Annotated in this window: 30 protein-coding genes; 29 read left to right on the top strand and 1 reads right to left on the bottom strand. The window is 41.6% G+C overall.

The genetic code is table 11. The features are described 5' to 3' along the window. Positions 1-12: 12 nt before the first annotated feature. The 26 genes from ACFOZY_RS11145 to ACFOZY_RS11020 all read left to right on the top strand — a co-directional run bounded on the left by ACFOZY_RS11145 (position 13) and on the right by ACFOZY_RS11020 (position 22015). Complete coding sequence (locus ACFOZY_RS11145) at positions 13-1032, top strand: NAD(P)H-dependent glycerol-3-phosphate dehydrogenase (RefSeq protein ID WP_378156130.1); 1020 nt, start codon at positions 13-15, stop codon at positions 1030-1032. A 45-nt stretch (positions 1033-1077) separates the two neighbouring features. Beyond that, positions 1078-1269, top strand: coding sequence for a DUF2768 domain-containing protein (locus ACFOZY_RS11140; RefSeq protein WP_378155413.1), 192 nt, complete (start codon positions 1078-1080; stop codon positions 1267-1269). Positions 1270-1275: 6 nt separating this feature from the next. Beyond that, positions 1276-1992 (top strand): hypothetical protein, encoded by a 717-nt coding sequence (locus tag ACFOZY_RS11135; RefSeq protein WP_378155411.1) that lies wholly within the window; start codon positions 1276-1278, stop codon positions 1990-1992. Between the two features lie 141 nt (positions 1993-2133). After that, positions 2134-3612 carry a stage IV sporulation protein A gene (gene spoIVA, locus ACFOZY_RS11130; protein ID WP_378155409.1) on the top strand — a complete coding sequence of 493 codons (1479 nt, stop codon included), beginning with the start codon at positions 2134-2136 and terminating at the stop codon, positions 3610-3612. A gap of 739 nt (positions 3613-4351) precedes the next feature. Further along, positions 4352-4624 (top strand): HU family DNA-binding protein, encoded by a 273-nt coding sequence (locus tag ACFOZY_RS11125; RefSeq protein ID WP_378155407.1) that lies wholly within the window; start codon positions 4352-4354, stop codon positions 4622-4624. A 179-nt stretch (positions 4625-4803) separates the two neighbouring features. After that, the gene (gene folE / locus ACFOZY_RS11120; protein WP_378155404.1) at positions 4804-5370 is read left to right on the top strand and encodes a GTP cyclohydrolase I FolE; all 567 of its coding nucleotides are present in this window, start codon (positions 4804-4806) and stop codon (positions 5368-5370) included. A gap of 57 nt (positions 5371-5427) precedes the next feature. After that, complete coding sequence (gene mtrB / locus ACFOZY_RS11115) at positions 5428-5649, top strand: trp RNA-binding attenuation protein MtrB (RefSeq protein ID WP_378155402.1); 222 nt, start codon at positions 5428-5430, stop codon at positions 5647-5649. Between the two features lie 77 nt (positions 5650-5726). Continuing rightward, entirely contained in the window at positions 5727-6485 is a 759-nt protein-coding gene (locus ACFOZY_RS11110; protein WP_378155400.1) for a heptaprenyl diphosphate synthase component 1, read from the top strand. A gap of 24 nt (positions 6486-6509) precedes the next feature. Further along, positions 6510-7220 carry a demethylmenaquinone methyltransferase gene (locus ACFOZY_RS11105; RefSeq protein ID WP_378155398.1) on the top strand — a complete coding sequence of 237 codons (711 nt, stop codon included), beginning with the start codon at positions 6510-6512 and terminating at the stop codon, positions 7218-7220. Between the two features lie 16 nt (positions 7221-7236). After that, positions 7237-8211, top strand: a complete 975-nt coding sequence (gene hepT, locus ACFOZY_RS11100) for a heptaprenyl diphosphate synthase component II (protein WP_378155396.1) — start codon at positions 7237-7239, stop codon at positions 8209-8211. Positions 8212-8304: 93 nt separating this feature from the next. Continuing rightward, the gene (ndk, locus tag ACFOZY_RS11095; RefSeq protein WP_378155394.1) at positions 8305-8751 is read left to right on the top strand and encodes a nucleoside-diphosphate kinase; all 447 of its coding nucleotides are present in this window, start codon (positions 8305-8307) and stop codon (positions 8749-8751) included. An 85-nt stretch (positions 8752-8836) separates the two neighbouring features. Further along, entirely contained in the window at positions 8837-9607 is a 771-nt protein-coding gene (locus ACFOZY_RS11090; RefSeq protein WP_378155392.1) for a CheR family methyltransferase, read from the top strand. Positions 9608-9756: 149 nt separating this feature from the next. Continuing rightward, entirely contained in the window at positions 9757-10938 is a 1182-nt protein-coding gene (gene aroC / locus ACFOZY_RS11085; protein ID WP_378155389.1) for a chorismate synthase, read from the top strand. A 4-nt stretch (positions 10939-10942) separates the two neighbouring features. After that, positions 10943-12043: a 3-dehydroquinate synthase gene (aroB, locus tag ACFOZY_RS11080; RefSeq protein ID WP_378155387.1), complete on the top strand. Its 1101-nt coding sequence runs from the start codon at positions 10943-10945 to the stop codon at positions 12041-12043. Next, positions 12040-12411 carry a chorismate mutase gene (gene aroH, locus ACFOZY_RS11075; protein WP_378155385.1) on the top strand — a complete coding sequence of 124 codons (372 nt, stop codon included), beginning with the start codon at positions 12040-12042 and terminating at the stop codon, positions 12409-12411. The genes aroB and aroH overlap by 4 nt, the downstream gene beginning before the upstream one ends. Before the next feature lie 21 nt (positions 12412-12432). Next, entirely contained in the window at positions 12433-13533 is a 1101-nt protein-coding gene (gene hisC / locus ACFOZY_RS11070; protein WP_378155383.1) for a histidinol-phosphate transaminase, read from the top strand. Next, positions 13530-14630, top strand: a complete 1101-nt coding sequence (locus ACFOZY_RS11065; RefSeq protein WP_378155381.1) for a prephenate dehydrogenase — start codon at positions 13530-13532, stop codon at positions 14628-14630. Before hisC ends, ACFOZY_RS11065 begins: the two co-directional genes overlap by 4 nt. Before the next feature lie 13 nt (positions 14631-14643). Continuing rightward, complete coding sequence (gene aroA / locus ACFOZY_RS11060) at positions 14644-15936, top strand: 3-phosphoshikimate 1-carboxyvinyltransferase (protein ID WP_378155379.1); 1293 nt, start codon at positions 14644-14646, stop codon at positions 15934-15936. Positions 15937-16021: 85 nt separating this feature from the next. Next, the gene (locus ACFOZY_RS11055; RefSeq protein WP_378155377.1) at positions 16022-17272 is read left to right on the top strand and encodes a tetratricopeptide repeat protein; all 1251 of its coding nucleotides are present in this window, start codon (positions 16022-16024) and stop codon (positions 17270-17272) included. A 13-nt stretch (positions 17273-17285) separates the two neighbouring features. Further along, a complete protein-coding gene (locus ACFOZY_RS11050) occupies positions 17286-17840 on the top strand; it encodes a ReoY family proteolytic degradation factor (RefSeq protein ID WP_378155375.1) in 555 nt (184 codons plus the stop codon). A 100-nt stretch (positions 17841-17940) separates the two neighbouring features. Further along, positions 17941-18390, top strand: coding sequence for a DUF2487 family protein (locus ACFOZY_RS11045; protein ID WP_378155373.1), 450 nt, complete (start codon positions 17941-17943; stop codon positions 18388-18390). A gap of 154 nt (positions 18391-18544) precedes the next feature. Beyond that, positions 18545-19048, top strand: coding sequence for a QcrA and Rieske domain-containing protein (locus ACFOZY_RS11040; RefSeq protein WP_378155371.1), 504 nt, complete (start codon positions 18545-18547; stop codon positions 19046-19048). Positions 19049-19068: 20 nt separating this feature from the next. After that, on the top strand, positions 19069-19743 hold the full coding sequence (qcrB, locus tag ACFOZY_RS11035; RefSeq protein ID WP_378155369.1) for a menaquinol-cytochrome c reductase cytochrome b subunit: 675 nt from the start codon (positions 19069-19071) through the stop codon (positions 19741-19743). Between the two features lie 106 nt (positions 19744-19849). After that, complete coding sequence (locus ACFOZY_RS11030; protein WP_378155367.1) at positions 19850-20614, top strand: menaquinol-cytochrome c reductase cytochrome b/c subunit; 765 nt, start codon at positions 19850-19852, stop codon at positions 20612-20614. Positions 20615-20674: 60 nt separating this feature from the next. Then, complete coding sequence (lhaT, locus tag ACFOZY_RS11025) at positions 20675-21292, top strand: lipoprotein heptaprenylglyceryl N-acetyltransferase LhaT (protein WP_378155365.1); 618 nt, start codon at positions 20675-20677, stop codon at positions 21290-21292. Positions 21293-21334: 42 nt separating this feature from the next. Further along, positions 21335-22015 (top strand): zinc metallopeptidase, encoded by a 681-nt coding sequence (locus tag ACFOZY_RS11020; protein WP_378155363.1) that lies wholly within the window; start codon positions 21335-21337, stop codon positions 22013-22015. Positions 22016-22148: 133 nt separating this feature from the next. Here ACFOZY_RS11020 and ACFOZY_RS11015 read toward each other — a convergent pair whose 3' ends face one another. Continuing rightward, a complete protein-coding gene (locus tag ACFOZY_RS11015) occupies positions 22149-23018 on the bottom strand; it encodes a YitT family protein (protein WP_378155361.1) in 870 nt (289 codons plus the stop codon). A gap of 113 nt (positions 23019-23131) precedes the next feature. On the opposite strand from ACFOZY_RS11015, the gene ACFOZY_RS11010 reads away from it, so the two are divergent. From ACFOZY_RS11010 to mgsA, 3 genes are read left to right on the top strand one after another with little or no spacing between them, the layout of a single operon-like run. After that, complete coding sequence (locus ACFOZY_RS11010; RefSeq protein WP_378155359.1) at positions 23132-23464, top strand: nucleotide pyrophosphohydrolase; 333 nt, start codon at positions 23132-23134, stop codon at positions 23462-23464. 2 nt (positions 23465-23466) lie between these two features. Then, positions 23467-24264, top strand: a complete 798-nt coding sequence (gene dapB / locus ACFOZY_RS11005; protein ID WP_378155357.1) for a 4-hydroxy-tetrahydrodipicolinate reductase — start codon at positions 23467-23469, stop codon at positions 24262-24264. 13 nt (positions 24265-24277) lie between these two features. Then, positions 24278-24688: a methylglyoxal synthase gene (gene mgsA, locus ACFOZY_RS11000; RefSeq protein WP_378155355.1), complete on the top strand. Its 411-nt coding sequence runs from the start codon at positions 24278-24280 to the stop codon at positions 24686-24688. Positions 24689-24698 lie beyond the last annotated feature (10 nt).

The following is a 24698-nucleotide window of genomic DNA, read 5'->3' as shown; positions in this document are numbered from 1 at the left end:
AAGGATGAACGGATTATGGAGAAAATAACTGTACTTGGTGCAGGTAGTTGGGGGACAGCCTTAGCGGCTGTTTTGGCTGAAAATGGCCATGACAGTCTGCTATGGACAAGAAGGAAAGAACAAAGCGATGAAATTAATACACACCATACAAACAGGCAATATTTGCCCGGTACCGAACTTCCCTCGAATTTGCAGGCTACACATTCACTAGTCGAGGCAACGGAGCACTCTTCTGTTATAGTGATCGGAGTTCCGACTAAGGCGATTCGTGAAGTCTGTAAAGAATTGAATAGTTTGTTGAAGAAACGGGTTCTCCTCATTCACATTTCAAAGGGAATAGAGCCTGATTCGCTTAAAAGGATTTCCGAAATCATCCGTGAAGAGATCTCTGAAGAACGAATCCGTGATTTAGTCGTTCTTTCCGGACCGAGTCATGCCGAGGAGGTTGTATTGAAGCATCCAACTACCGTTACGGCAGCTTGCGAAAATTTGGAAATGGCCGAGTTTGTTCAGGATCTTTTTATGAATCAGTATTTACGGGTGTATACGAATAGTGATGTAATCGGTGTTGAAATTGGCGGTGCCTTAAAGAATGTGATTGGGTTGGCAGCCGGTATTGTAGATGGTCTTGGATATGGCGATAATGCAAAGGCCGCATTGATTACTCGCGGCCTTGCAGAAATTTCTAGACTCGGCGTAAAAATGGGTGCACAACCTTTAACATTTTCCGGCTTAACTGGCCTTGGAGATTTGATTGCAACCTGCACCAGTGTCCACTCGAGAAACTGGAAGGCAGGTAGTCTCTTAGGGAAGGGACATTCTCTTGAAGAAGCATTGGAAATGGTTGGAATGGTGGTTGAAGGTGTCCGGACTACAAAGGCTGCCCAACAGCTATCACTCGAATATGATGTGCCAATGCCGATTACCCAAGCACTATATAAAGTGCTTTTCGAGGGTCAACATCCCAAAGATGCAGTGGACAAGTTGATGCTTCGTATGAAAAAACAAGAAATGGAAGAATTATTCTTTTGATTTTTCTGTCCGAATGAAAGAAAGGTGGACAATGCTGTGTCATCAATGGACAAAATGTGGCTTTCTTTTTATGCCATGGGAGCAATGGTGTTTTCCATGTTCCTGATCTATGCGAGCCGCTATAAAATAAACAATAGATTATTGAAATTCCTTTTTGCTGTACCTGCTTACCTATTATTAATCTTTGCTTTCTTTTCCATGGTATATATCGTGTTTAGCGGACCGACAGGAAGGTGATGACAGATGGCCAATAAGTTGAAATTTTTCATTTCTTTATCTGTCATGTTGACGATTTTATCCGGTTGTATGTACCCCAATGAACAAAAGGCGGAAAATCAGATTCCATATGAGGACCAGTTGAATACAGTACAGTCTGCAGTAAATCGCTACCAGGAGGCGACAGGCGGGCTTTTACCTATTAAGACAAGAGATATGGAAACAGATCAATTCATCAAGTATCCCATTGAGTTCTCTAAAATTGTACCTGCATATACAGAAAAAATCCCTTCCAATGCGTTTGAAAACGGAGGGATCTATCAGTATGTGCTAATGGATGTAGAGGAAAATCCTACGGTTAAGCTTGTCGATCTAAGAACAGCGGAAAAAATCCGAGAACTAAACATCCGAAAAGGAGTAAATGGATTCGCACCTATTTCAGATGTGATCGTAGACAATGTGTATAAGCTGAATTATGAAATGATGGGTTACAAGAAGGAACAGACGGTACCAAGTCCATACTCCAATGTCGAACTGCCCCTCGTGATAACAGGGGACGGTACAATCTATGTCGACTATTCCATAGAATTGAATCGGATCCTTACAGAGGACAAGCCGAATGTAAAAACAGGTGAGGATATTAGGTATCTCCTCACCGAAAAGTACCCGGTAGTACCTGCATATTCTCTGCCATATACAGTAAATGAAAAAAATGAGCCAATATTTTTGACTGAAAAGAAATGACGAGCAAGCCCAAGGAAATAGATTTATAAACTATCGGTTACGAAACATGTAACCGAAAAACATTCTATAACGTTTTGTGCCTCTGGCATGAAACGTTTTTTTTGTGCATAGAATGGAGTGCGTAGAAAAGGAGGGTTATGAGTGAGCAGCGAATTATATCAGGAGCTTGCAAAAAGAACAAACGGCGATATTTATATCGGAGTTGTAGGACCGGTACGAGTCGGCAAATCCACTTTTGTCAAACGGGTAATGGAAGAAGTAGTCATTCCTAACATGGAGGACGAAGCAGATCGGCTGCGAGCGCAGGATGAGTTGCCCCAAAGTTCACCTGGACCGGTAATAATGACGGCTGAGCCTAAATTCGTACCTGCACAGGGGACGACCGTATCAATTGGAGAAGATCAGATTAAATTCCAGATTAGACTTGCTGATTGTGTCGGATATGTTATTGATGGAGTGAAAGGTCACGAGGATGAATCAGGTCCGAAGTTCGTTCACACACCTTGGCATAATCAGCCGATTCCATTCCAGGAAGCGGCACGTATCGGAACGGATAAAGTGATCCGTGATCATTCCACAATCGGGATTGTCGTGACAACAGACGGAACTGTAAACGGTATTCCACGTATTGCGGCTGAAAAGGCTGAGGCGGAAATCATCGAAAAGCTAAAAGAAATCGGTAAACCTTTTGTCATCGTATTAAATAGTAAAATGCCAGTCTCTGAAAATACGATGAGACTTCGTAATGACTTAATGCAAAAATATGAAGTGCCTGTTATTGCAGCTTCAGCTGATCAATTGAATGGCCATGAAATCCAACTCATCCTGAAGGAGGCTCTATTTGAATTCCCAATTTCAGAGATTGAGTTATTAAAGCCTGACTGGATGGATGTTCTTGACGAAGACCATTATTTAAAAGTGGCATTGAAAAATGCTTTGACAGAAGGTATTGAATCAGTATCGAAAATCCGGGATGTGAAAGCACTATCTGATAAACTCCGTAATGAGGAGTATATTGAGGATTCCGAAGTAACTGAAGTGGATGCCGGCCAAGGCAAAGCGGTTATAAAGATCGATTTGAAGCCAGAGGTATTCCAAGGAATTTGTGAAGAATGGCTGGAAGAACCGATTGTAACGAAAAAAGAATGGCTCTTGTTCATCAAAGAAGCTACCAAAGCAAAAAAAGCTTATGGTTTGTATGAGGAAGCTATTGAAACGGCAAAGCGCGATGGATATGGCGTCACATTACCGACAATCGACGACTTCCAACCTTCAGCCCCGGAATTGATCAAGCAGAATAATTTCTACGGCGTACGGATGAAAGCAAAGGCACCGTCACTTCATATCCTCAGAATTGATATGGAAGCGGAGTTCTCGCCGCTGATCGGTTCAGAGTTCCATAGCCATCAATTATTGAAAGATTTAAAACATGCGTATTTGCATAACCGTGAAGCACTATGGGGAACACAACTTTTTGGCTCTCCTCTGCATGAGGTCATGAAAGAAAGTATCCGTTTTAAAACGGCTTCCGTTCCACGCACGGCACGTAACCGATTACGTGAAACAGTCGAGCAGATGGTCAACGACGGAAATAAAGGCATGATTACTTTCATACTATAATCGAAAAATGGACACTACGAGACCGATCGCGGATACGCGAAACGTCTCTTTTTTTGAGGCCAACAGGATGTTGGTCACAAAGGCGTTGCCACAGGACGTGGCGCCTTTAGCCTTTGTTCCTTTGGAAAGGATGTTGGTCACAAAGGCGTTGCCAAATAGCTGCCTGAATCTGCTTCCCAGTAATTTTGCGACGAGCGAAGCGGTGGAGCAGCAGGACGCGGGCCAACAGGAAGTTGGTCACAAAGGCGTTGCCAAATAGCTGCCTGAATCTGCTTCCCAGCAATTTTGCGACGAGCGAAGCGGTGGAGCAGCAGGACGCGGCGCCCTTAGCCTTTGTTCCACTATTTAGCCTTTGTTCCTTAATTTAGCCTTTGTTCAACTACATAGCCTCTGTTCAATAACTGTTGTCCCTGAGTTTCCTGAGTTTCCTGAGTTTCCTGCTGAAGTGTTCTCAAAGTTTATTTTGATTACTGACTACTTAAAAATATTATTTTGTTAAAAAACTTGTTACTATATCATTCAAAGTAATACTATAAAACAAAAGCAGAACCCTATATTCTATTTGACTTTAGAGGAAATCACAAACGATTTGCTAGTTGAGTTGAAATAATATTTAGAAATTTCATTTCGCATGCATAATCTTACCAAAACCCGTGGAAATACTATTGCTAAGCGTTTTTTGTTGTGATACTCTTTTTACATGATTGTGAATCATCCCCTTTGAGAGGAGGTGAATGGTGTGAATAAAACAGAATTAGTGAACTCTGTTGCAGAAGCTGCAGATCTTTCTAAGAAAGATGCTTCCAAAGCAGTCGATGCTGTATTTGATACAATTCAAGACGCTCTTGCAAAGGGTGAGAAAATTCAACTAATCGGTTTTGGTAACTTCGAGGTTCGTGAACGTGCTGCTCGTAAAGGACGTAACCCTCAATCTGGTGAAGAAATCGAAATCGCTGCAAGCAAGGTTCCTGCTTTCAAACCAGGGAAGGCGCTTAAAGATGCTGTAAAATAATTTCAGCAGAGCGATACATAGGACAGCCGTTGTGTAAACAACGGGCTGTCCTTTTTATTTCACGACAATTTTTTGAATTCATCTAATGCCTGTTTTACTATGGCTTTTTTATATGCTACCATCATAATTATGTGAATCGGCTTTTATTGGCGCATTGATGCGCTTCGGGAGGAAATGAAATGGCAACAATCGACACAAAAAAGATACAAGAAGCAGTATTGATGATTTTAGAAGCGATTGGGGAAGACCCATATCGTGAAGGTCTTTTAGAAACGCCGAAAAGAGTGGCCAAAATGTACGAAGAAGTATTTGAGGGCCTTCATCAAGATCCGAAAATCTATTTTGAAACGGTATTCCATGAAAATCATGAGGAAATTGTTTTAGTAAAAGATATTCCGTTCTACTCGATGTGCGAACATCATTTAGTGCCGTTTTTCGGAAAAGCACATGTTGCTTATATTCCGAGAGACGGAGTAGTAGCAGGTTTAAGCAAACTTGCCCGTGCAGTAGAAACGACAGCTAAACGTCCACAATTACAGGAGAGAATTACTTCTACCATTGCGGATACAATGATGGAGATGTTAAAACCACATGGGGTGTATGTGTTGTTAGAAGCAGAGCACATGTGCATGACCATGAGGGGCATTAAGAAACCGGGTTCCAAAACAATTACAGCAGTATCGAGAGGCAATTTTGAACAAGATGAACAGCTCCGTACAGAAATACTTAACATGATTCGGATGTGAAATATTTTCCTTGAAAATTTGAAGGTAGTTCGAAATTATAGTTAAGGAGGAAAGATTATGTCCCAGACAGAATATGTGGTCATTAAAGCAATGGAAGACGGTGTGCAAGTGATTGGCCTGACGCGAGGAAACGACACCAAGTTTCATCATTCCGAGAAGTTGGATCATGGTGAAATTATGCTTGCCCAATTTACAGAACATACATCAGCAATGAAAATCCGTGGGAAAGCAGAAGTCCATACTGCTAACGGAATCATTATGAGCGAGTCGAAAAAATGAGTTTAACCGTGTAGTGGCAGGCTGTCTATGATATAATGGCACAGTAATATGGGCTTTTTAGAATGGAGTATAATAACATGAATGAACTATTCATTAATGATCATATACAGGACTTAAAAAATGCTATTATGTCTCAAATCAGCCATCGGACCCTACAAGAAACGAATGTTCCTGACATTGGTGATGAGAAGTTGTTCTATCTTCTGTTACCATTTCTCAATGGCGAGGATTGGACAAAATCCCATCATGATGCTGCCGTATCAGTGGGAATTGTATATTCCGCCCTTTACGCTCATGAGAGCATTGAGGAATTTAATGTCAGAACGACAAATGAACAATTGACTGTTCTTGCTGGTGATTATTATAGTGGAGTTCACTATAAAATATTATCTAATATCCCGGATATCGGTTTGATCCGATCACTTTCAACGACAATTGCCAAAATAAGCGAGAGTAAGGCGTATTTCTATGAAAACGCCATCCGATACTTAAAGGACTGCTTACAGGCAGTGGAAATTGAAGAGAGCAGCTCCATTGAAACGTTTTACAAGCATTTTGGTTATGAACAATATATTCCGATCGTTCAAATGGCGTTAATGCTCGCACGCTTGAAGGAAGAACTACTGAATTTCATGGAATCTCGAAAGACCAAATTCCTTGAAGCCCTCCTTCAAAGTGAAGAAGTAAATTTTGTGCGTCATCGACTTTTTCAATTATTAAATGATCGGATCAATGAAATTTCGGCAGCTTTAGACCGACAAGTTGAACAATCAGCATTCCTGTCGAAAGAACTAAAATCATTATTGCTCAAGAGGATGGCACCTATGCTGACTTGAATGTGCGTGATGTAAGAGAGAAGGATGAAAGTCTTGGCAAAATCGAAAGAACAGCGTGTACATGAAGTATTTGAATCGATATCCGAACAGTACGATACAATGAACTCTGTTATCAGCTTTCAACTCCATAAGGGGTGGCGGAAGGATGTCATGAAAAAGATGGCGGTAGAAAAAGGCAGCCAAGCTTTGGATGTCTGCTGCGGTACCGGGGATTGGACCGTTCAGCTTGCAGAAGCTGTCGGACCAGAAGGAAGTATCACGGGTCTTGATTTCAGCCAAAACATGTTGAAAGTGGCAGAACAAAAAACGACCGAGTATTCCCAAGTGAACTTAGTACATGGTAATGCTATGGAACTTCCTTTTGATCAGAATTCTTTTGACTATGTAACCATTGGTTTCGGTCTAAGAAATGTACCCGATTATCGAAAGGTGCTAAGTGAGATGCACCGAGTTTTGAAACCAGGCGGACTGATTGTTTGTCTTGAGACATCACAGCCGGAATTGCCTGTATATCGTCAACTTTTCCGATTCTATTTCAAATACATTATGCCTGTTTTTGGAAAATTATTTGCTAAAAGCTATGATCAGTACTCTTGGCTTCAGGAATCTGCCGGCACTTTCCCGGGAATGAAGGAATTGGCGGAAATGTTCAAAGAAACCGGATTTGTTGATGTAACATATAAACCATATAGCGGGGGAGCCGCCGCCGCCCACTTCGGATTCAAGAAAATGTGATGGGAAGGATCAAATCGTGGATAAATTGAAGTTGAAAAACCTCTATTCCGATTTCCGTCCGGACATCGAATTGATTGAAAAAGAATTGGAGAAGTCACTGGAGTCAGATTCGCCGATTCTTCGCGAAGCATCCATGCACCTATTGCATGCAGGTGGAAAAAGGATTCGGCCGGTGTTTGTCCTCCTATCCGCTAAATTCGGGAATTTCGATTTGAGTTTGGTCGCGAAAGCCGCGGTCGCTTTGGAATTAATTCATATGGCTTCACTAGTCCATGATGACGTGATTGACGATTCGGACATGAGACGTGGTATGCCGACAGTCAAAGCGCAATGGAACAACAAAGTGGCCATGTACACCGGAGATTTTATACTCGCGCGTTCGCTGCAATATATTTCTTCAATCGAGGACGAAGGTCTACATCAGGCGTTGGCTGATACGATGATTGAAATTGTAAAAGGCGAGTTCATCCAAATTGAAGACCAGTTCAATCTTGACCAAGGAATACGAGATTATTTTAGAAGAATTAAAAGAAAAACCGCTTTGCTGATTGCGTCCAGCTGTGAGATGGGGGCAATCGCTGCAGGAGCAGAACAAAAAGTCGTTTGGAGGCTGAAACGTTTCGGATATTTTGTCGGAATGTCCTTCCAAATTGTTGACGATATACTCGATTTCACTGCAACCGAAAAGGAACTTGGGAAACCAGCTGGAAGCGATTTGACGAACGGTAATATTACTCTTCCAATCCTTTATCTAAAAGATGACCAAGTTGCGGGACCATTGATCATTAAAGCATTGAACGGCAGTATTTCGGACAATGAGATGAAAACCCTTCTTCAATACATAAGAAGCTCTGATTCTTTGAAGAAGGCGAAGAAGATTAGTGACCTCTATTTACAAAAAGCTTTGCTTGAAGTAGAGAATCTTCCTGAGATTCCTGCTAAGAATCATTTGAAGCAAATAGCACTTTTTATCGGTAAACGTAAATTTTAACACCGCAATCATTGAACTTTAGCTCGGAATAATGGTACTATTTGTATCGGCGGTACAAGCCCGTAAGAGAACCTACTAAGAGGAGAGTGTCACATGGAACGTACATTTTTAATGGTAAAACCAGACGGCGTACAACGTAATGTCATTGGTGAAATCGTATCCCGTTTTGAAAACAAAGGTTTTAAACTTGTAGGTGCAAAATTAATGCAAATCCCTACTGAATTGGCTGAACAGCATTACGGTGAACATAAAGAACGCCCATTCTTCGGTGAATTGGTCGACTTCATCACTTCTGGACCAGTTTTTGCAATGGTTTGGGAGGGTGAAAATGTCATCTCAACTGCTCGTCTGATGATGGGAGCTACAAACCCGAAAGAGTCGGCTCCAGGAACAATCCGTGGCGACTACGCAGTTACAGTAGGCAAAAATATTATCCACGGTTCTGATTCTCCAGAAAGCTCTGCACGTGAAATTGGCCTATTCTTCAAAGAAGAGGAATTGGTTTCCTATGAAAAAGCTATGAATAACTGGATTATCTAAACCTAAAAAAACAGCCGTAACGGCTGTTTTTTTCTTTATAACTATCCGATATAATGAATAGTAATAGAGAAGGGATCGAGGAAACATGCCTGATTACATACGTTTTAAACAACAAATAAAAAAGAAAACTGGAATTGACTTAAATTTATATAAAGAAGCGCAAATGCGAAGAAGACTTGTTTCACTCTATGAGAAACGAGGGTTTCAAAATTTTGATGAGTTTTCAAAAGGTCTGGAGAACAGCCAAGAATTGTTAAACGAGTTCCTGGATCGTATGACCATCAATGTTTCTGAGTTTTATAGAAACGGAAAAAGATGGGAAGTACTGGATCAGAAAATTTTCCCTAAGCTGCTAAGCCAGAACCGCAAGCTGAAAATATGGAGTGCGGCATGTTCTACAGGTGAGGAACCGTATTCTTTAGCAATGGTTCTATCGAAACATGTCCCTCTTTCCTCTGTTTCTATTGTAGCGACAGATTTGGACGAAAATGCGTTATCCCGTGCAAAACTGGGAATCTATCCGGAACGTTCGATAGCTGAAGTACCTGAAGAAATGTTAAAACGTTATTTTATCCAAGATGGTGGTTCGTTTAAAGTGAAGGATGAAATTAAACGGACTGTCACATTTCAAAAACATAACTTACTCGATGATCCGTATGGGAATAATTTTGATTTGATTGTCTGTCGGAATGTCATGATCTATTTTACTGAAGAAGCGAAAAATTTGATCTACAAAGGTTTCAGCAAGGCATTAAGGGAAGGGGGGATTTTGTTCGTAGGAAGTACAGAACAAATTTTCACTCCGTCTACTTATGAGTTTGAATCAGAAGATACCTTTTTTTATCGTAAAATCTAAGAACCAAGACTGTTCTGCTTTCTACTGGGACAGTCTCTTATTATAAGTATTGAATTTTTCGCTTTTTTTCAAATTTGACCTCACAAAACGGAACATACATATGATATAGTGATACATAATACTTTAGCGAGTTGAAGGGGGAAAGTGTCATGAGATACTTAACAGCAGGGGAGTCTCACGGACCCCAACTTACAGCAATAATTGAAGGACTGCCTTCTCAAATGAACTTGACGACTGAAGTGGTGAACCACGAATTAAAGCGGCGTCAAGGCGGCCATGGTCGGGGTAGAAGGATGCAAATAGAAAAAGACACGGTTGACATCACATCTGGAGTTAGACATGGTAAGACACTCGGTTCGCCGGTAGCTCTTGTTGTAAATAACGATGACTGGAAGCACTGGACGAAAGTGATGGGAATTGAACCGCTTTCGGAAGATATCAATCCTGAAGATATTAAGCGTCAAATTTCGAGACCACGTCCGGGTCATGCAGATTTGGTCGGCGGGATGAAATATGGACACAGGGACTTACGGAATGTTCTGGAACGTTCTTCTGCTCGTGAAACGACCGTACGTGTTGCAGTAGGTGCTGTAGCGAAGCAATTCCTTAAAGAGTTAGGAATTAATGTCGTCGCACATGTAGTGGAAATTGGTGGAGTTAAAGCAGATTCTGAAAAGTATGCCGGCAAGAGTGTAGGATCCATTCGTGAAATTGTTGAGGAAGATCCGGTTTATTGCCTCGATCCTGAAGCTTCGAAACAAATGGTAGCAGCTATTGACGAAGCGAAGGAAAAAGGGGATTCCATCGGTGGAGTTGTCGAGGTGATTATCGAAGGCTGCCCTCCTGGTATCGGCAGCTATGTTCATTATGACAGGAAGCTTGACGGTAAATTAGCTCGTGCAATGCTAAGCATCAATGCCTTCAAAGGGGTGGAATTCGGTCTTGGCTTTGAAATGGCCAGAAAGTTTGGCAGTGAAGTTCATGATGAAATCATGTATGACGAAGAAAATGGATATTCACGGCGTACAAACCGACTTGGAGGTTTAGAAGGTGGTATGACAACGGGAATGCCAATTGTGGTTCGCGGTGTCATGAAGCCCATTCCGACATTATATAAACCACTCCAAAGCGTGGATATTGAAACAAAGGAACCATTTAAAGCAAGTATTGAGCGATCGGATAGCTGTGCCGTGCCAGCAGCATCAGTTGTAGCAGAGCATGTGATTGCTTGGGAAATTGCAACTGCCATTGCTGAGCAATTCCATAGTGATCAGATGCCGCAGCTCAAGGAGGAAATCGAGGCATATCGCAGATATGTAAAGGGGTACTGATACTATGGAATCTATAACAGTTAACACACATGGTTCCTCGTATGATGTTCATATCGGTGAAGGAGCATATCACCTTTTTGGAACAAAATATCATGAATTCATTCGCTCCTTCGACCAGGTTGTCGTTCTAACTGATGAAACAGTGGCGTCTATCCACCTCGACTTACTTCTTCAAGAATTGAAGCCGATTGCTCGTCAATTATCCGTAAAGCGTATTCCTGCAGGGGAGAAAGCCAAAACGATAGAAAATTTTTATGATTGTCAAACATTCCTCCTTGAACAAAACTGTACGCGTAAATCAGTTATTGTTGCTTTTGGAGGAGGTGCATGCGGCGACTTGGCCGGCTTTGTCGCTTCCACCTTCATGAGAGGAATACCGTTCATTCAATGTCCAACGACGATTTTAGCTCATGACAGTGCGGTTGGAGGTAAAACAGCGATAAATCATGAAGACGGAAAAAACATGATTGGCACATTCTATCAGCCTGCAGCTGTCATTTATGATGTCCGTGTATTAACTACTTTAAGCGAACAAGAAGTTCGTTCCGGAATGGCAGAAGTGATTAAGCACGCGCTCATTTCGAACCCTGACTGGCTTGATGAGTTAATGGGGATTTCTTCTTTTGATGACATGACCATGGTTGAGCTAAAACGTCATTTGGCATATGGAATCGCCGTAAAGGCTGCAATTGTAGAAGAAGATGAAAGAGAACAATCCGTTCGAAAATATTTGAATTTCGGACATACGTATGGCCATGCAATTGAAGCAGCAGGTGGCTACGGGTCAATTACTCATGGTGAAGCAGTAATGCTTGGGATGGTCTACGAACTCATTGCGAGTGAACGATTCGGCAATGTTCAAAAAGGTTTCACAGATCAGTTTATAGATTACGCCAAGCATCTCGGTTATCCGTTTCCCACAATTAACCGTTTGCCATTTGTGGAACTGCTTAAGTACATGGAAAAAGATAAGAAAGCTTCCTTTGGAGCAGTTCAATTTGCTTTGTTGGATCAAGTCGGTAAACCGTTTCTTCAAGTGATTGATGCTGATGAATTGGAGCGTCTTGACCGAGAGTTCAGAGATAGAGTGGGGGAGACAAAATGACTGTAAGAGGAGTGCGGGGAGCAACGACGATTGTTGAAGACCGTGAAGATTTGATCATACATGAAACCGCTAAATTAGTAAAAAAGATGACCGAAGTGAATGGAATCCAGGCAGAGGATATCGCCTCTGTCATCTTGTCAGCGACCACGGATATCAAATCCGCTTTTCCTGCAAAGGCAGTCAGAAGCATTGAAGGTTGGAAATACGTACCGGTTATGAGTACACACGAAATGGATGTACCCGGATCCTTGCCGCTTTGCATCCGGGTAATGATGCATGTGAATTCAACAAAAACACAGAAACAAATAGAACATATCTATTTAAATGAGGCTATAAAACTTAGACCAGATCTCGTAGCAAAATCCTAATTTGTAGTGGAGGGCATTGCCATGAAATGGAAAGAACAATTGAAGGGGATGGCTGCATACCAGCCGGGAAAGTCAGAAGAAGAAGTGAAGAGAACTTTCGGTTTAACAAAGATTGTTAAATTGGCATCCAATGAAAATCCATACGGTTCTTCAACTGCGGTTGAAGAATATTTGAATCGTGTGGATCTGAAAGCCAATATTTATCCGGATGGGTATGCAGGAAAACTTCGCGAAGCATTATCAAAAAAATTAAATGTCCGTCCAGGTCAATTGCTTTTTGGAGATGGAGCGGATGAGATCATTTCAATCATCTCACGGTCACTTTTGCGACCAGGAGTAAATGCGATCATGTCTAAGCCATCATTTGTACAATATCGGCATAACGCTAAAGTGGAAGGAGCTGAGTTCCGCGAAATCCCTGTTAAAGAAGGGGCTCAGGATCTTGAGAAAATGCTTCTCGCCATTGACGGGCAAACAACTGTAGTTTGGCTATGCAGTCCTAATAACCCTACGGGAACACTTCTTAAAACTGAAGACCTTATTAAGTTTATGGAGCGTGTGCCCACAGATGTATTAGTTGTTCTTGATGAAGCTTATGTCCACTACATAACGGAGCCCGATTTCAATGAGCCGATCAGTTTACTTGATCGCTTTGAAAATTTACTCCTTTTACGTACATTTTCTAAAATTTATGGTCTTGCTTCTTTCCGCGTCGGGTATGCAATAGGGCAGGAGAGCGTTATTTCGATGCTGGATCCAGTTCGTAGTCCTTTTAATGTTAGTTCCATCAGCTTAGGGGTTGCGGAGGCTGCATTAGCTGATGATGAATTTATAGAAATGTGCAGAACGAAAAATGCAGCTGGTCGTGAACAATTTAGGTCTTATTGTGAAAAGAGAAATCTTCATTTGTTCGATTCGCAAGCAAACTTTATGTTGATGGAAGTTAAAGCAGACGCTGATACAGTATTTCTGCAATTGATGAAACGAGGTTTCATCGTGAGGAGCGGAACTGGACTGGATGCCCCGAACTATATCCGTGTCACGGTAGGTACAAAAGAACAAAATGATGAATTCTTTGAAAAACTGGATGAAGTTCTAAAGGAATTGGGCGTGCTTTCATGAATACAAATGTATTAATAATCGGACTCGGCTTAATCGGCGGGTCCCTTTCTTTAGCTTTACAAAGGAATCCTGATATCAAAATTTACGGATATGACCAAGATGAACAGTCCTTAATGATGGCGAAGAAATTAGGGGTTATCCATGAAATTGTCAATCATCCGAAAGAAGCGGCTAACTGTTCAGATTATATCGTTTTTGCTACACCTGTAAATATCACAATTGAGCTGATGAAGGATTTGCCGAAATGGAATGTTTCCAATACAACCGTTATAACTGATACTGGAAGTACGAAGAAACTAATCATGAAACAAGCCGAGCAACTCATTAATGAGGGGTATCAGTTCATAGGCGGTCATCCGATGGCAGGTTCACACAAAAGTGGAGTAGCGGCGGCAAAGGCTCACTTGTTTGAAAATGCCTTTTACGTGTTGACACCGCATCCTGCTACTAAACCTGCGTGTTTATCAAAACTTGAATCATTACTTGCTCCTACTAAAGGTAAGCTTGTTAAGTTAACTGCAGAAGAGCATGATCAAATGACTGCTGTTGTCAGCCATTTCCCACATTTAATCGCCGCTTCCCTAGTCCGTCAACTAAAAGAAAAGAATAAAGTCTCTCCGATGACAAAGCATTTGGCAGCGGGCGGATTTCGTGACATTACGAGGATTGCTTCTTCCAACCCCGTGATGTGGAGAGATATCACTTTACAGAATAGGGATAAACTGATTGGAATGCTGGAGGACTGGCAAGAGGAAATGGAAACTGTCAAAAATCTTTTAATGCATCCTGATCCGGAAAGAATTGAGGAATTCTTTTCAGCAGCAAAGAAATTCAGAGATGATTTACCTGTCAATACATCCGGTGCTGTTTATACCGAATATGACTTGTACGTCGATATTCCTGATTATCCTGGGGTCATTTCGGAAATCACAGGATACCTTGCGAAAGACGAAATCAGCATTACGAACTTGCGAATCATTGAAACACGTACAGATGTGTTCGGAGTTTTGGTCATCAGCTTCCAAACTCCAAAGGACCGGGAACGTGGAGAAGCATGTATTAAAACCTACACCACATTTGACACGTATATTTCTTAATGGAGGGGTTATTATGAGCCAGTCGATCACATTAACATATCAAAAGCCTTCCTTGTCTGGGGACATTAAAATTCCGGGGGATAAATCTATTTCCCATCGTTCAGTGATGTTTGGTTCTTTGGCAAAGGGGAGAACTACTGTATCTGGATTTCTTTTAGGTGAAGATTGCTTAAGTACGATAGATTGCTTTCGGAAACTTGGTGTTCATATAGAACTGGATGGAAACGACGTTGCGATTGAGAGTCCAGGAGTAGCAGATTGGAATGAGCCTTCTGAAATTCTATATACAGGAAATTCCGGTACGACAACCAGATTAATGGCGGGCATATTAGCAGGTTCCAATGTTTTTTCTGTCATGACAGGGGATGATTCGATCGCTAAACGTCCAATGCAGCGCGTGACAGCACCTTTACGTAAAATGGGTGCGAAAATCAGCGGCAGGGAAGACGGTAAATTCACACCACTCGCAATTGAGGGAGCGGCATTAAAAGCAATTGAGTATGACATGCCTGTTGCGAGCGCTCAAGTAAAATCAGCTATACTGTTGGCAGCTCTTCGTGCAGAAGGGAAGACAACGATCTTGGAATCTGTTCCAACCCGTGATCATACAGAACGAATGATGCGACAATTCGGTCTGGACATTACATCCACAAATCGTAAGATCACTTTAGAAGGTGGACAGGAGTTGAAGGCAACTCATGTAGATGTCCCAGGCGATATCTCATCTGCAGCATTCTTTTTAGTCGCTGCAGCAATTGCAAAAGGCAGTCGTGTAACGTTGGAAAATGTCGGTTTGAATCCTACAAGGGACGGCATCATAGAAGTTATGGAAAAAATGGGGGCAGACTTTGAAATCGAGATGGAAGATCGCGAAGCTGCGGAACCATCAGGCACTATACATGTTCGAAGTTCTCAGTTAACAGGTATAGTCATCGAAGGAAGCCTTATTCCAAGGTTAATAGATGAAATTCCGGTCATTGCGTTGCTGGCAACGCAAGCGAAGGGAAAAACGATCATCAGGGATGCAGAGGAATTGAAGGTAAAAGAAACAGATCGAATTACTGCTGTTGTCGAAACGTTGAAAAAGATGGGTGCTAATATCGAAGCGACCGAGGATGGTATGATCATTGAAGGACCGACCCAATTATCAGGTGCAGAAGTGGATTCGTACGGAGACCATCGGATCGGGATGATGGCTTCAATTGCCAGTTTAATTACTGAGGGGTCGGTCGTACTGAATAACAGTGATTGCATTTCAATTTCATATCCCGAATTCTTTGAACATCTCGAAACAATTAGCAAATAGACTCCTCCTCAGTGAGGAGTTTTTTCTTGTCGTCCTGAAACTTGTCCTGTAGCATAATGATTGAACTTAAACGAGGTGAAAACGGATGGAACTGCTCCATAATATAACAGAGGCAATGGAAAAAGGGGATCAAGCTGAAGTTGGGAGATTGCTTGACAACGTCCTATTGGAAGTTGAACCCGATTTGCTGTATGAACTTGCAGAAGGTCTTATGAATTATGGGTTTGCGGAAGAAGCGGCCCGTGTTTATGAGCATTTAATTTTCCTGTTCCCGGAGGAGAACCAGCTCCGAATCGATAAAGCCCAAGTACTAATGGAAATTGGGCGTGAAGACGAAGCTCTTTTGATTCTTTCAGAAGTGCCGAAGACGGACGAGGATTATCCGATTGCCTTATTGGCATTGGCTGATTATTATCAGATGATTGGTTTACATGAAGCAGCCGAGCAAAGAATCGATGAAGCGATGAGTTTATTGCCCGATGAACCCCTATTAATCTTTGCAAAAGCAGAATTGCTTCTAAACAGTGGTCGTTATTTAGAGGCCGCCCGGTTGTACGAAGAATTGAAGAAGGGGAATGCTGAATTAACCGGGGTAAACCTTTCTGAACGACTTGCTGAAGTTTACAGTGCCGGAGCTGCATACGAAGAAGCGATTCCTTATTACGAGGAAGCCATCTCTTCCAACCACTCGCCGGAACTCCTTTTCGGTCTTGGAATTGCAGCTTTCCAAGTTGGCCGCTATAAAACCGCTATTTCAACTTTGGAAGAATTGTTGTCGATGGATCCCGATTATTTTTCTGCATATCTTCTCCTTTCTCAAGCGCATGCGATGCTTGAACAGAACGAAAAAGCATATACTGTCATTACGGATGGAATTCAACGTGATTCATTTGAAAAAGAGTATTATTTAGTCGCCGGAAAACTAACGTTGAAATTGGGAGATACCCAATCTGCAGAGGACCATCTGCGACAAGCAATTGCGCTTGATCCGGAATATATGGAGGCCCTTTATACTCTAATGTCTCTTCTACATCAATACGAACGGGATGAAGAAGTTATTGAGCTATTTGAACAGTTAAAACATGAAGGTAGTGACTGGCCGGCACTTTTACCTTTTGTTGCTGAATCTTATTCACGAAACGAACAATTTGAACGTGCATACGAAATTTACACCTTGGCATATACTGAACATAAGGAAGATCCATCTTTCCTGGAGAAATACGTATATTTCCTTTTGGAAGAAGGAAAAAGGGAAGAGGCTATCGAAATACTTAAGCAGCTTCAGAATTTAGCGCCGGATATGAGATGGATCGAGCTGATGGATTCACTTGAATGAAAGGAGGAGTACTGTGACCGCGTCTGTTTCAGTTGTTGAAAAAAAGGAATTTGTCCGTTGGTTTTTGAAACGCTACCAGCTAAAACGGCGTGAATGTGTTTGGATTTTAAATTATTTGTTGAGTCATGACCACCTGTTGAATCATGTGCATTTTGTGGAAGAAGCACATTATTGTCCAAGAGCAATGGTTATGTCTACAACTGATTCAAACGGAATTCCTTTCCGCTTTTATAAGGGGAACTTGATGACAGCCGATGCAGAGAAGTCTTTTCATGATTTGCGCCTCCATCCGGAAGAAAAGATGTATATCCAATTGAATTTCCCGATCAGCCCACCAAGTGCAGAATATTTAGCAGTGTTGGAAGATAACCCTTACTTGCCGAAATACCTTCAGATTAATGAAAAGGATCGGCAACTTGCTGAGGAGTTGCTAAAGGAAAGCATGTTGGTTTTTAGGGAAGAGCAGTTGCTTAAACAAATTGATGAAGCTTTGGACCAGAATGATAAGGAAAGATTTTTCGAATTGTCAGCAGTTCTGCAAAGTATGAAAGAGTCGAATGAAATATAAACCACCGGCCCTTTTTATTGGTCCGGTGGTTTTTTCTGTTATATGATTAGATGGTTAGACGAACTCTATCCATTATGAATTAGTAAGGAGGGATGCATAAGTGAATTGGGAAGCGAAAAGTATTGATACGATTATTGAACAGAAGGAATACATCGATAGTGCACTGATTCCTCTAATATTGATAGAAGGCACACCGGAAGGAATGAAGCAAAGTGCTTCCGCAGCTGAATTTCTTATGAACTTGACACCGTTCATTGAAAAACAGTTCAAAGGTAGAATTGTTCAATTTCCACCATTTTCCTATACTCCGGAATCCGATAAGGGTAGACTTTCAGCGGAGTGGAAGTCTGAGCTTGATAAAACGGGTTTTAAGCATTATATTTTTCTTACAACCGACCGTTCTTGGTCTGAGTCAGGTGAATTACCAGAGGCTGTACATATCCCATCAATTCCATTAGAACATATGGACAAGCAGGTGAAGCAGTCCGTACTTCAAGACCAATTGCGTCAACTCATCCCGCTTTTGTCAAAAAGATGGAATGAATTATGACAGTTTAATGAACTGTGCGCTTTTCTGCGTTTTAATGTATGAGGACCTTTGTTGACCATCACTTATGGTTAAGCTATTATAAAAGATGTCCTAGTATTACAATTTGTAAAATTATGTCCGATGGACTGACCTTTTAGTTAGAGGGGGGAAAAGGATGAGTAACAATCGAGTATCAAGACGTCAATTCCTTAACTATACGTTAACAGGTGTAGGCGGTTTCATGGCTGCGGGCATGTTGATGCCGATGCTTCGTTTTGCAGTTGACCCTGTTTTGCAGAAACATGAGGGTGGGGATTACATTCCTACTGACCTTAAAGTTGCGGATATCACAGAAGAACCAACACGTGTTGACTTCACTTTTGAACAAGTGGATGCATGGTATACTTCTGACGTAACAAATTCTGCTTGGGTGTATAGAGATGGTGATCAGATCGTTGCACTATCTCCTGTATGTAAGCATTTAGGTTGTACAGTAAACTGGGCCGGTTCTGAAGAACACCCACATGAATTCTACTGTCCTTGCCATGGTGGGCGCTATGAGAAGAATGGCCAAAACGTAAAAGGAACACCGCCTCTTGGTCCGCTGGATGAATATCAAGTAAAAGAGCAAGACGGTCTGTTGTATATCGGTCAAACACGGCCAAATACTTTAGTTTAATGTAAGGGGGTACTACATCAGTGCTGAACAAAATCTACGATTGGGTTGATGAGCGTCTTGATATTACTCCTATTTGGCGTGATATTGCAGACCACGAAGTACCGGAGCACGTAAACCCTGCACATCATTTCTCTGCATTTGTCTATTGCTTTGGCGGTTTGACATTCTTTATTACTGTCATTCAAATTCTTTCCGGTATGTTCTTAACTATGTACTACGTGCCGGATATTGAAAATGCTTGGAAATCCGTATTCTACCTTCAAAACGAAGTAGCATTCGGTGAAATTGTGCGTGGTATGCACCATTGGGGTGCATCCTTGGTAGTTGTTATGATGTTCCTTCATACACTACGTGTATTCTTTACCGGTTCTTATAAAAAGCCGCGTGAGCTTAACTGGCTTGTCGGAGTTGGAATCTTCGGCGTTATGCTTGGATTAGCATTTACTGGATACTTGCTTCCTTGGGACATGAAAGCATTGTTCGCAACGAAAGTAGGTATTGAAATTGCCGCATCAGTACCATTTATCGGTGAATCGATTAAGATTCTTCTTGCCGGAGATGATACAATTCTTGGTGCACAAACGTTAACAAGATTCTTCGCGATTCATGTATTCTTCTTGCCAGCTGCTTTGCTTGGGTTGCTTGCAGCACACTTTATCATGATTCGACGACAAGGTATTTCTGGACCATTGTGATTTACAGCGTCAGGAGTACGCTTTCTCGAGGATCTTTGATCCAATCGGATCATGAATCATACGAGGAGGGGCAGCTCCTAAGATTATTTCTAAAGGAGGGGACACTATGCATCGCGGAAAAGGGATGAAATTTGTCGGCGACTCTCGTATTCGAGCAGATCGCAAACCGAACATTCCTAAAGACTATTCTGAATATCCAGGAAAGACTGAGGCTTTCTGGCCTAACTTCCTATTGAAAGAATGGCTTGTAGGTGCGGTATTCTTAGTAGGTTATCTCTTGCTTACAGTCGCCCATCCGTCGCCGCTTGAACGTCAAGCCGACCCGACTGATACTGCATATATTCCACTACCGGACTGGTATTTCCTATTTTTATATCAACTATTGAAATATGAATTTGCGTCTGGTCCATATAACGTAATCGGAGCAATCATTGTTCCTGGACTAGCGTTCGGTGCACTTGCATTGGCACCATTCATCGACAAAGGACCTGAGCGTCGCCCGTTCAAACGTCCATTGCCAACTGGTTTCATGCTACTTGCAATTGCAGCTATGTTCTACTTGACTTATGAATCTGTAGTCAACCATGACTGGGAAAAAGCAGAAGCACAAGGTCAAATCGTGGCCGAAGTTGAAATTGATAAGGAAGCTGAAGGATATCAAATCTATGCAGGTTCATCATGTATTAACTGTCACGGTGAAAACTTTGAAGGTGGCGCAGGTTTACCGCTTGTTGACACTGGTTTAAAACCTGAAGAAATTATGGAAATCGCTCACAACGGTAGAGGCGGTATGCCACCAGGACTTTGGGAAGGATCTGAAGAGGATCTACAAAAGCTTGCAGAGTACATTGCAAGTCTAAAATCTGAATGATAAACAAAAGAGTCAGGAAACTGGCTCTTTTTTTATACATACTAGTTAGGGGTCATGTTCATGTCTTTTTGGCGGCAGCTAACGATACTTTTATATAATCGCTCTTTTTTATGGCTATTGTTCTTCATCAATTTAGGAGGAACGATTTTCGGGTATTACTGGTATAAGGGACAGCTGTCAGTGACAGACCCGATCTATTACTTGTTTGTACCAGACAGCCCTACCGCGAGTCTTTTTTTTACTATTGCTGTATTCGGTTGGCTGCTAAATAAGAATTGGCGTTTAATCGAAGCATTTGCGTTGATTACACTGGTGAAATATGGTTTGTGGGCGGTAGTCATGAATCTACTCACTTTAGCGGAAACTGGAGATATTGGTTGGGAAGGATGGATGCTTGTCGGCTCACATTTTGCGATGGCTCTTCAAGCGGTTCTCTATATTCCGAAGTATGACTTCTCTTATATTCATGTTATCATTGCAGCTATTTGGACATTACATAATGATGTCATCGATTATGTTTTCGGGCAAATGCCGACATATTCCGTCTTACTCGATTTTATGAGTGAAATCGGTTATTTTACATTTTGGCTTTCCATCGCTTGTATTCTTTTAGCGCTTTACTGTGTTAAATATATCGGGCGATCAAAGGCTGACCTATCGGTTGACCAAGCCCATTAAGAGCCGATAAAATGAGTATATAGATATAGAAAGGATGGTTGGATGGGAATATATATCGTTTACTTTGCTATCGTGTTGCTGTTACCGATCTATGCGCAATTTAAAGTTAAAAGTACCTATAAAAAATATGCTAAAGTTCGCTCTACTTCTGGTATGACTGGTGCAGAAGTTGCAAGGCTAATTTTAGATCAAAATGGCCTGCATGATGTAAAGGTTGTGGAATCGCGAGGGTTTCTTAGTGACCACTATAACCCAATGACCAAAATCGTTGCGTTGTCTTCCGACAACTATCATAATTCATCTGTAGCTGGAACAGCTGTAGCAGCCCATGAGGTAGGACATGCCATCCAGCATCAGGAAGCCTATTCTTTCTTGAAATTCCGTCATGCACTTGTCCCGGTTGCTAATATCTCGTCTAATCTATCTTGGGTTTTTGTAATGATTGGGATTTTTGCTCAGCTTTCCGGTGCGTTGTTACTGGGGATTGTTCTACTTGCTGCAGGTGTTGTATTCCAAATCGTCACATTGCCAGTTGAGTTTAACGCTTCAAGCAGAGCGATGAATCAAATCGTCAGCCTTGGTATTATCCGAAACGAAGAGGAACGTCATGCGAAGAAAGTATTAAGTGCCGCTGCAATGACTTATGTTGCTGCTGCTGCAGTTGCCGTTCTTGAATTGCTTCGTCTTGTTCTAATCTACACAGGTATGGGAAGAGACGAATAGAATACACAAATAAGTCCCTTATCCGAAATGGATGAGGGACTTTCTTTTTAGTTACTCATATTTTTATTATGTAATCTTATTGTTGCTATTAATAGAAAAAAGCTATCCAATATGGCATTGGATAGCTAACATCTTAAGAAACAGGTTGGCGGTACTCATCAAGCGTGAAGCCTTCACCCAAAACATCATTGACTTCCATCAATGTTACAAAGGCGAAAGGGTCAACGGAATTGATAATATTCTTTAACCTGAAAATTTCACTTTTACTGACGACACAGTATAACACTTCCCGGTCCTGTTTCGTGTAGTGTCCTTTACCTATTAAAACCGTTACACCTCGGTCGAGTTCTTTCGTGATCCGTTGTGCAATTTCATCATTATAATCAGAGATGATCATCGCACCACGTGCTGCGTACGCACCTTCTTGTATAAAGTCAATCACTCTCGCAGATAAATACACCACGACGACCGTGTACATTAAAGTCCGGTTATCCAAATAGGTAATACGGGATAATATTAATACGACCGCATCAAATAAGAACATGGTTTTTCCCATACTCCAGCCTGCATACTTTTGAACAAGCCGAGCAATAATGTCAACGCCACCAGTTGTCCCGCCATATCTGAATACAATACCAAGTCCTCCCCCTAAAAAGACACCGGAGAAAAGCGCAACAAGGAGAAGATCATCTTCCAGATTCAAATCGAATTGGTAAACTTGGAATAGCTTAAGAAAAACAGATACAGAAACTGTAGCGATGAGAGTATAGATAAATACTTTTCTCCCAAGCAATTTCCAACCGATAATAAACATCGGAATATTAAGCACCAAGTTCATGATCGCTGGATCCCACTTTAAGACAAAATATAAAATAAGAGTGACCCCAGTAAATCCGCCTTCCGCCAATTCAAACTGCATATTAAAATGCACAAGGCCGAAACTATATATAGCAGTGCCTAACAAGATATATAGTATATTTTTTAATTTGATTCCTTCAAGCAAACAGTTCACCTCAATGTTGTGTCGATTATGATACAGCTATTATCAGCCATTTTCAGTATTTTGACAACAACCGCATATTTTTATTACGATGAGAGGGATGGAGAGTGATCAAAATGGAACAAAAGAAATCCTTACATGAGTTACAATTAGATGTAGATCAATACATATCACAGTTTAAGGAAGGTTATTTTGAACCTATGGAAATGCTCGCACGTCTCACAGAAGAATTAGGGGAACTGTCTCGAGAGGTGCAACATGTATATGGAACGAAAAAGAAAAAACAAACCGAAGCGGAAAAGAACTTGGAAGAAGAGCTCGGGGACCTTTTTTTTGTATTAGTGTGTTTCGCGAACTCGCAGAGCATTGAATTAGATCGTGCGTTAACTGCCGTTATCGAGAAATTCAATGTACGTGATCGTGATCGTTGGACAAGAAAGGAAGATTAACTATGCCAATACGAGTAGCAATTGCAGGACCTCGTGGACGGATGGGACAAGAGGCCGTCCGTACAATCATGGAAGAGGCTGAAATGGAATTAGTGGCCGCTTTAGATTATAAAGAAGTCGGCACTCAGTTAAATGAGCTGACTATATTTCCAACAGATTATGAAGTTCCTATCTATACAGACCTAAAATTGTTGATAGAGGAAACAACTCCCGATGTATTTCTTGACCTGACAACGCCTAAATCTGTTTATGAACATACAATCATTGCTTTAAAGAGTGGTGTTCGCCCTGTGATTGGAACCACTGGCTTTTCGCATGCAGAACTAATGGAACTGGAAAGCATGGCGAGCGATCAAAAGACAGGGGCACTTATTGTTCCTAACTTTGCAATTGGTGCTATTCTTATGATGAAATTTGCTAAAATGGCTGCAGAGTATCTTCCGGAGGTAGAAATTATTGAATTGCATCACGATCGAAAGCTCGATGCTCCATCCGGTACCGCTGCTAAAACTGCACAGATGATTTCTGAAGTACGGGAAAGCCATAAGCAAGGTCATCCGGATGAGCATGAAACGATGGAAGGTGCAAGAGGAGCGAACTATGACGGCATCCCGATTCACAGTGTCCGGTTACCTGGTCTGGTTGCCCATCAAACTGTTCTATTCGGCGGCGAAGGCCAATTACTTACACTAAAGCATGATTCATTTGATCGGAAATCGTTTATGTCGGGTATTAAAATAGCCATCCGTAAAGTGATGGAACTGAACAAGCTCATTTACGGATTGGAAAAACTACTTTAAAGGAGAGTAACTTTTGAAAATATCATTGATTGCCCATGACCGCAAAAAGGATGATTTAATCCAATTTGTCATCGCTTATCAAGAAATATTAGGGGAACATCAGCTATATGCTACTGGTACGACTGGACAGCGCATCATTGATGAAACAGGATTACAGGTTCATCGCTTCCAATCTGGTCCACTTGGCGGTGACCAGCAAATTGGTGCCATGATAGCAAATAACGATATGGATATGGTGATTTTCTTTCGAGATCCTTTGACAGCACAACCTCATGAACCGGATATTACAGCTTTAATGAGGTTATGTGACGTGTATCATATTCCGCTTGCTACAAATATGGGTACTGCGGAAGTTCTTTTAAAGGGATTGTCAGAAGGTTTTATTGATTGGCGGCTGATCAAGTCAAATTCAAGCCGTAGTTAATGGGGTGTGA

The organism is Chungangia koreensis (assembly GCF_042651785.1).
GTDB classification, from domain to species: domain Bacteria; phylum Bacillota; class Bacilli; order Bacillales_A; family Planococcaceae; genus Chungangia; species Chungangia koreensis.
This window is presented reverse-complemented; position numbering and strand designations above follow the sequence as displayed.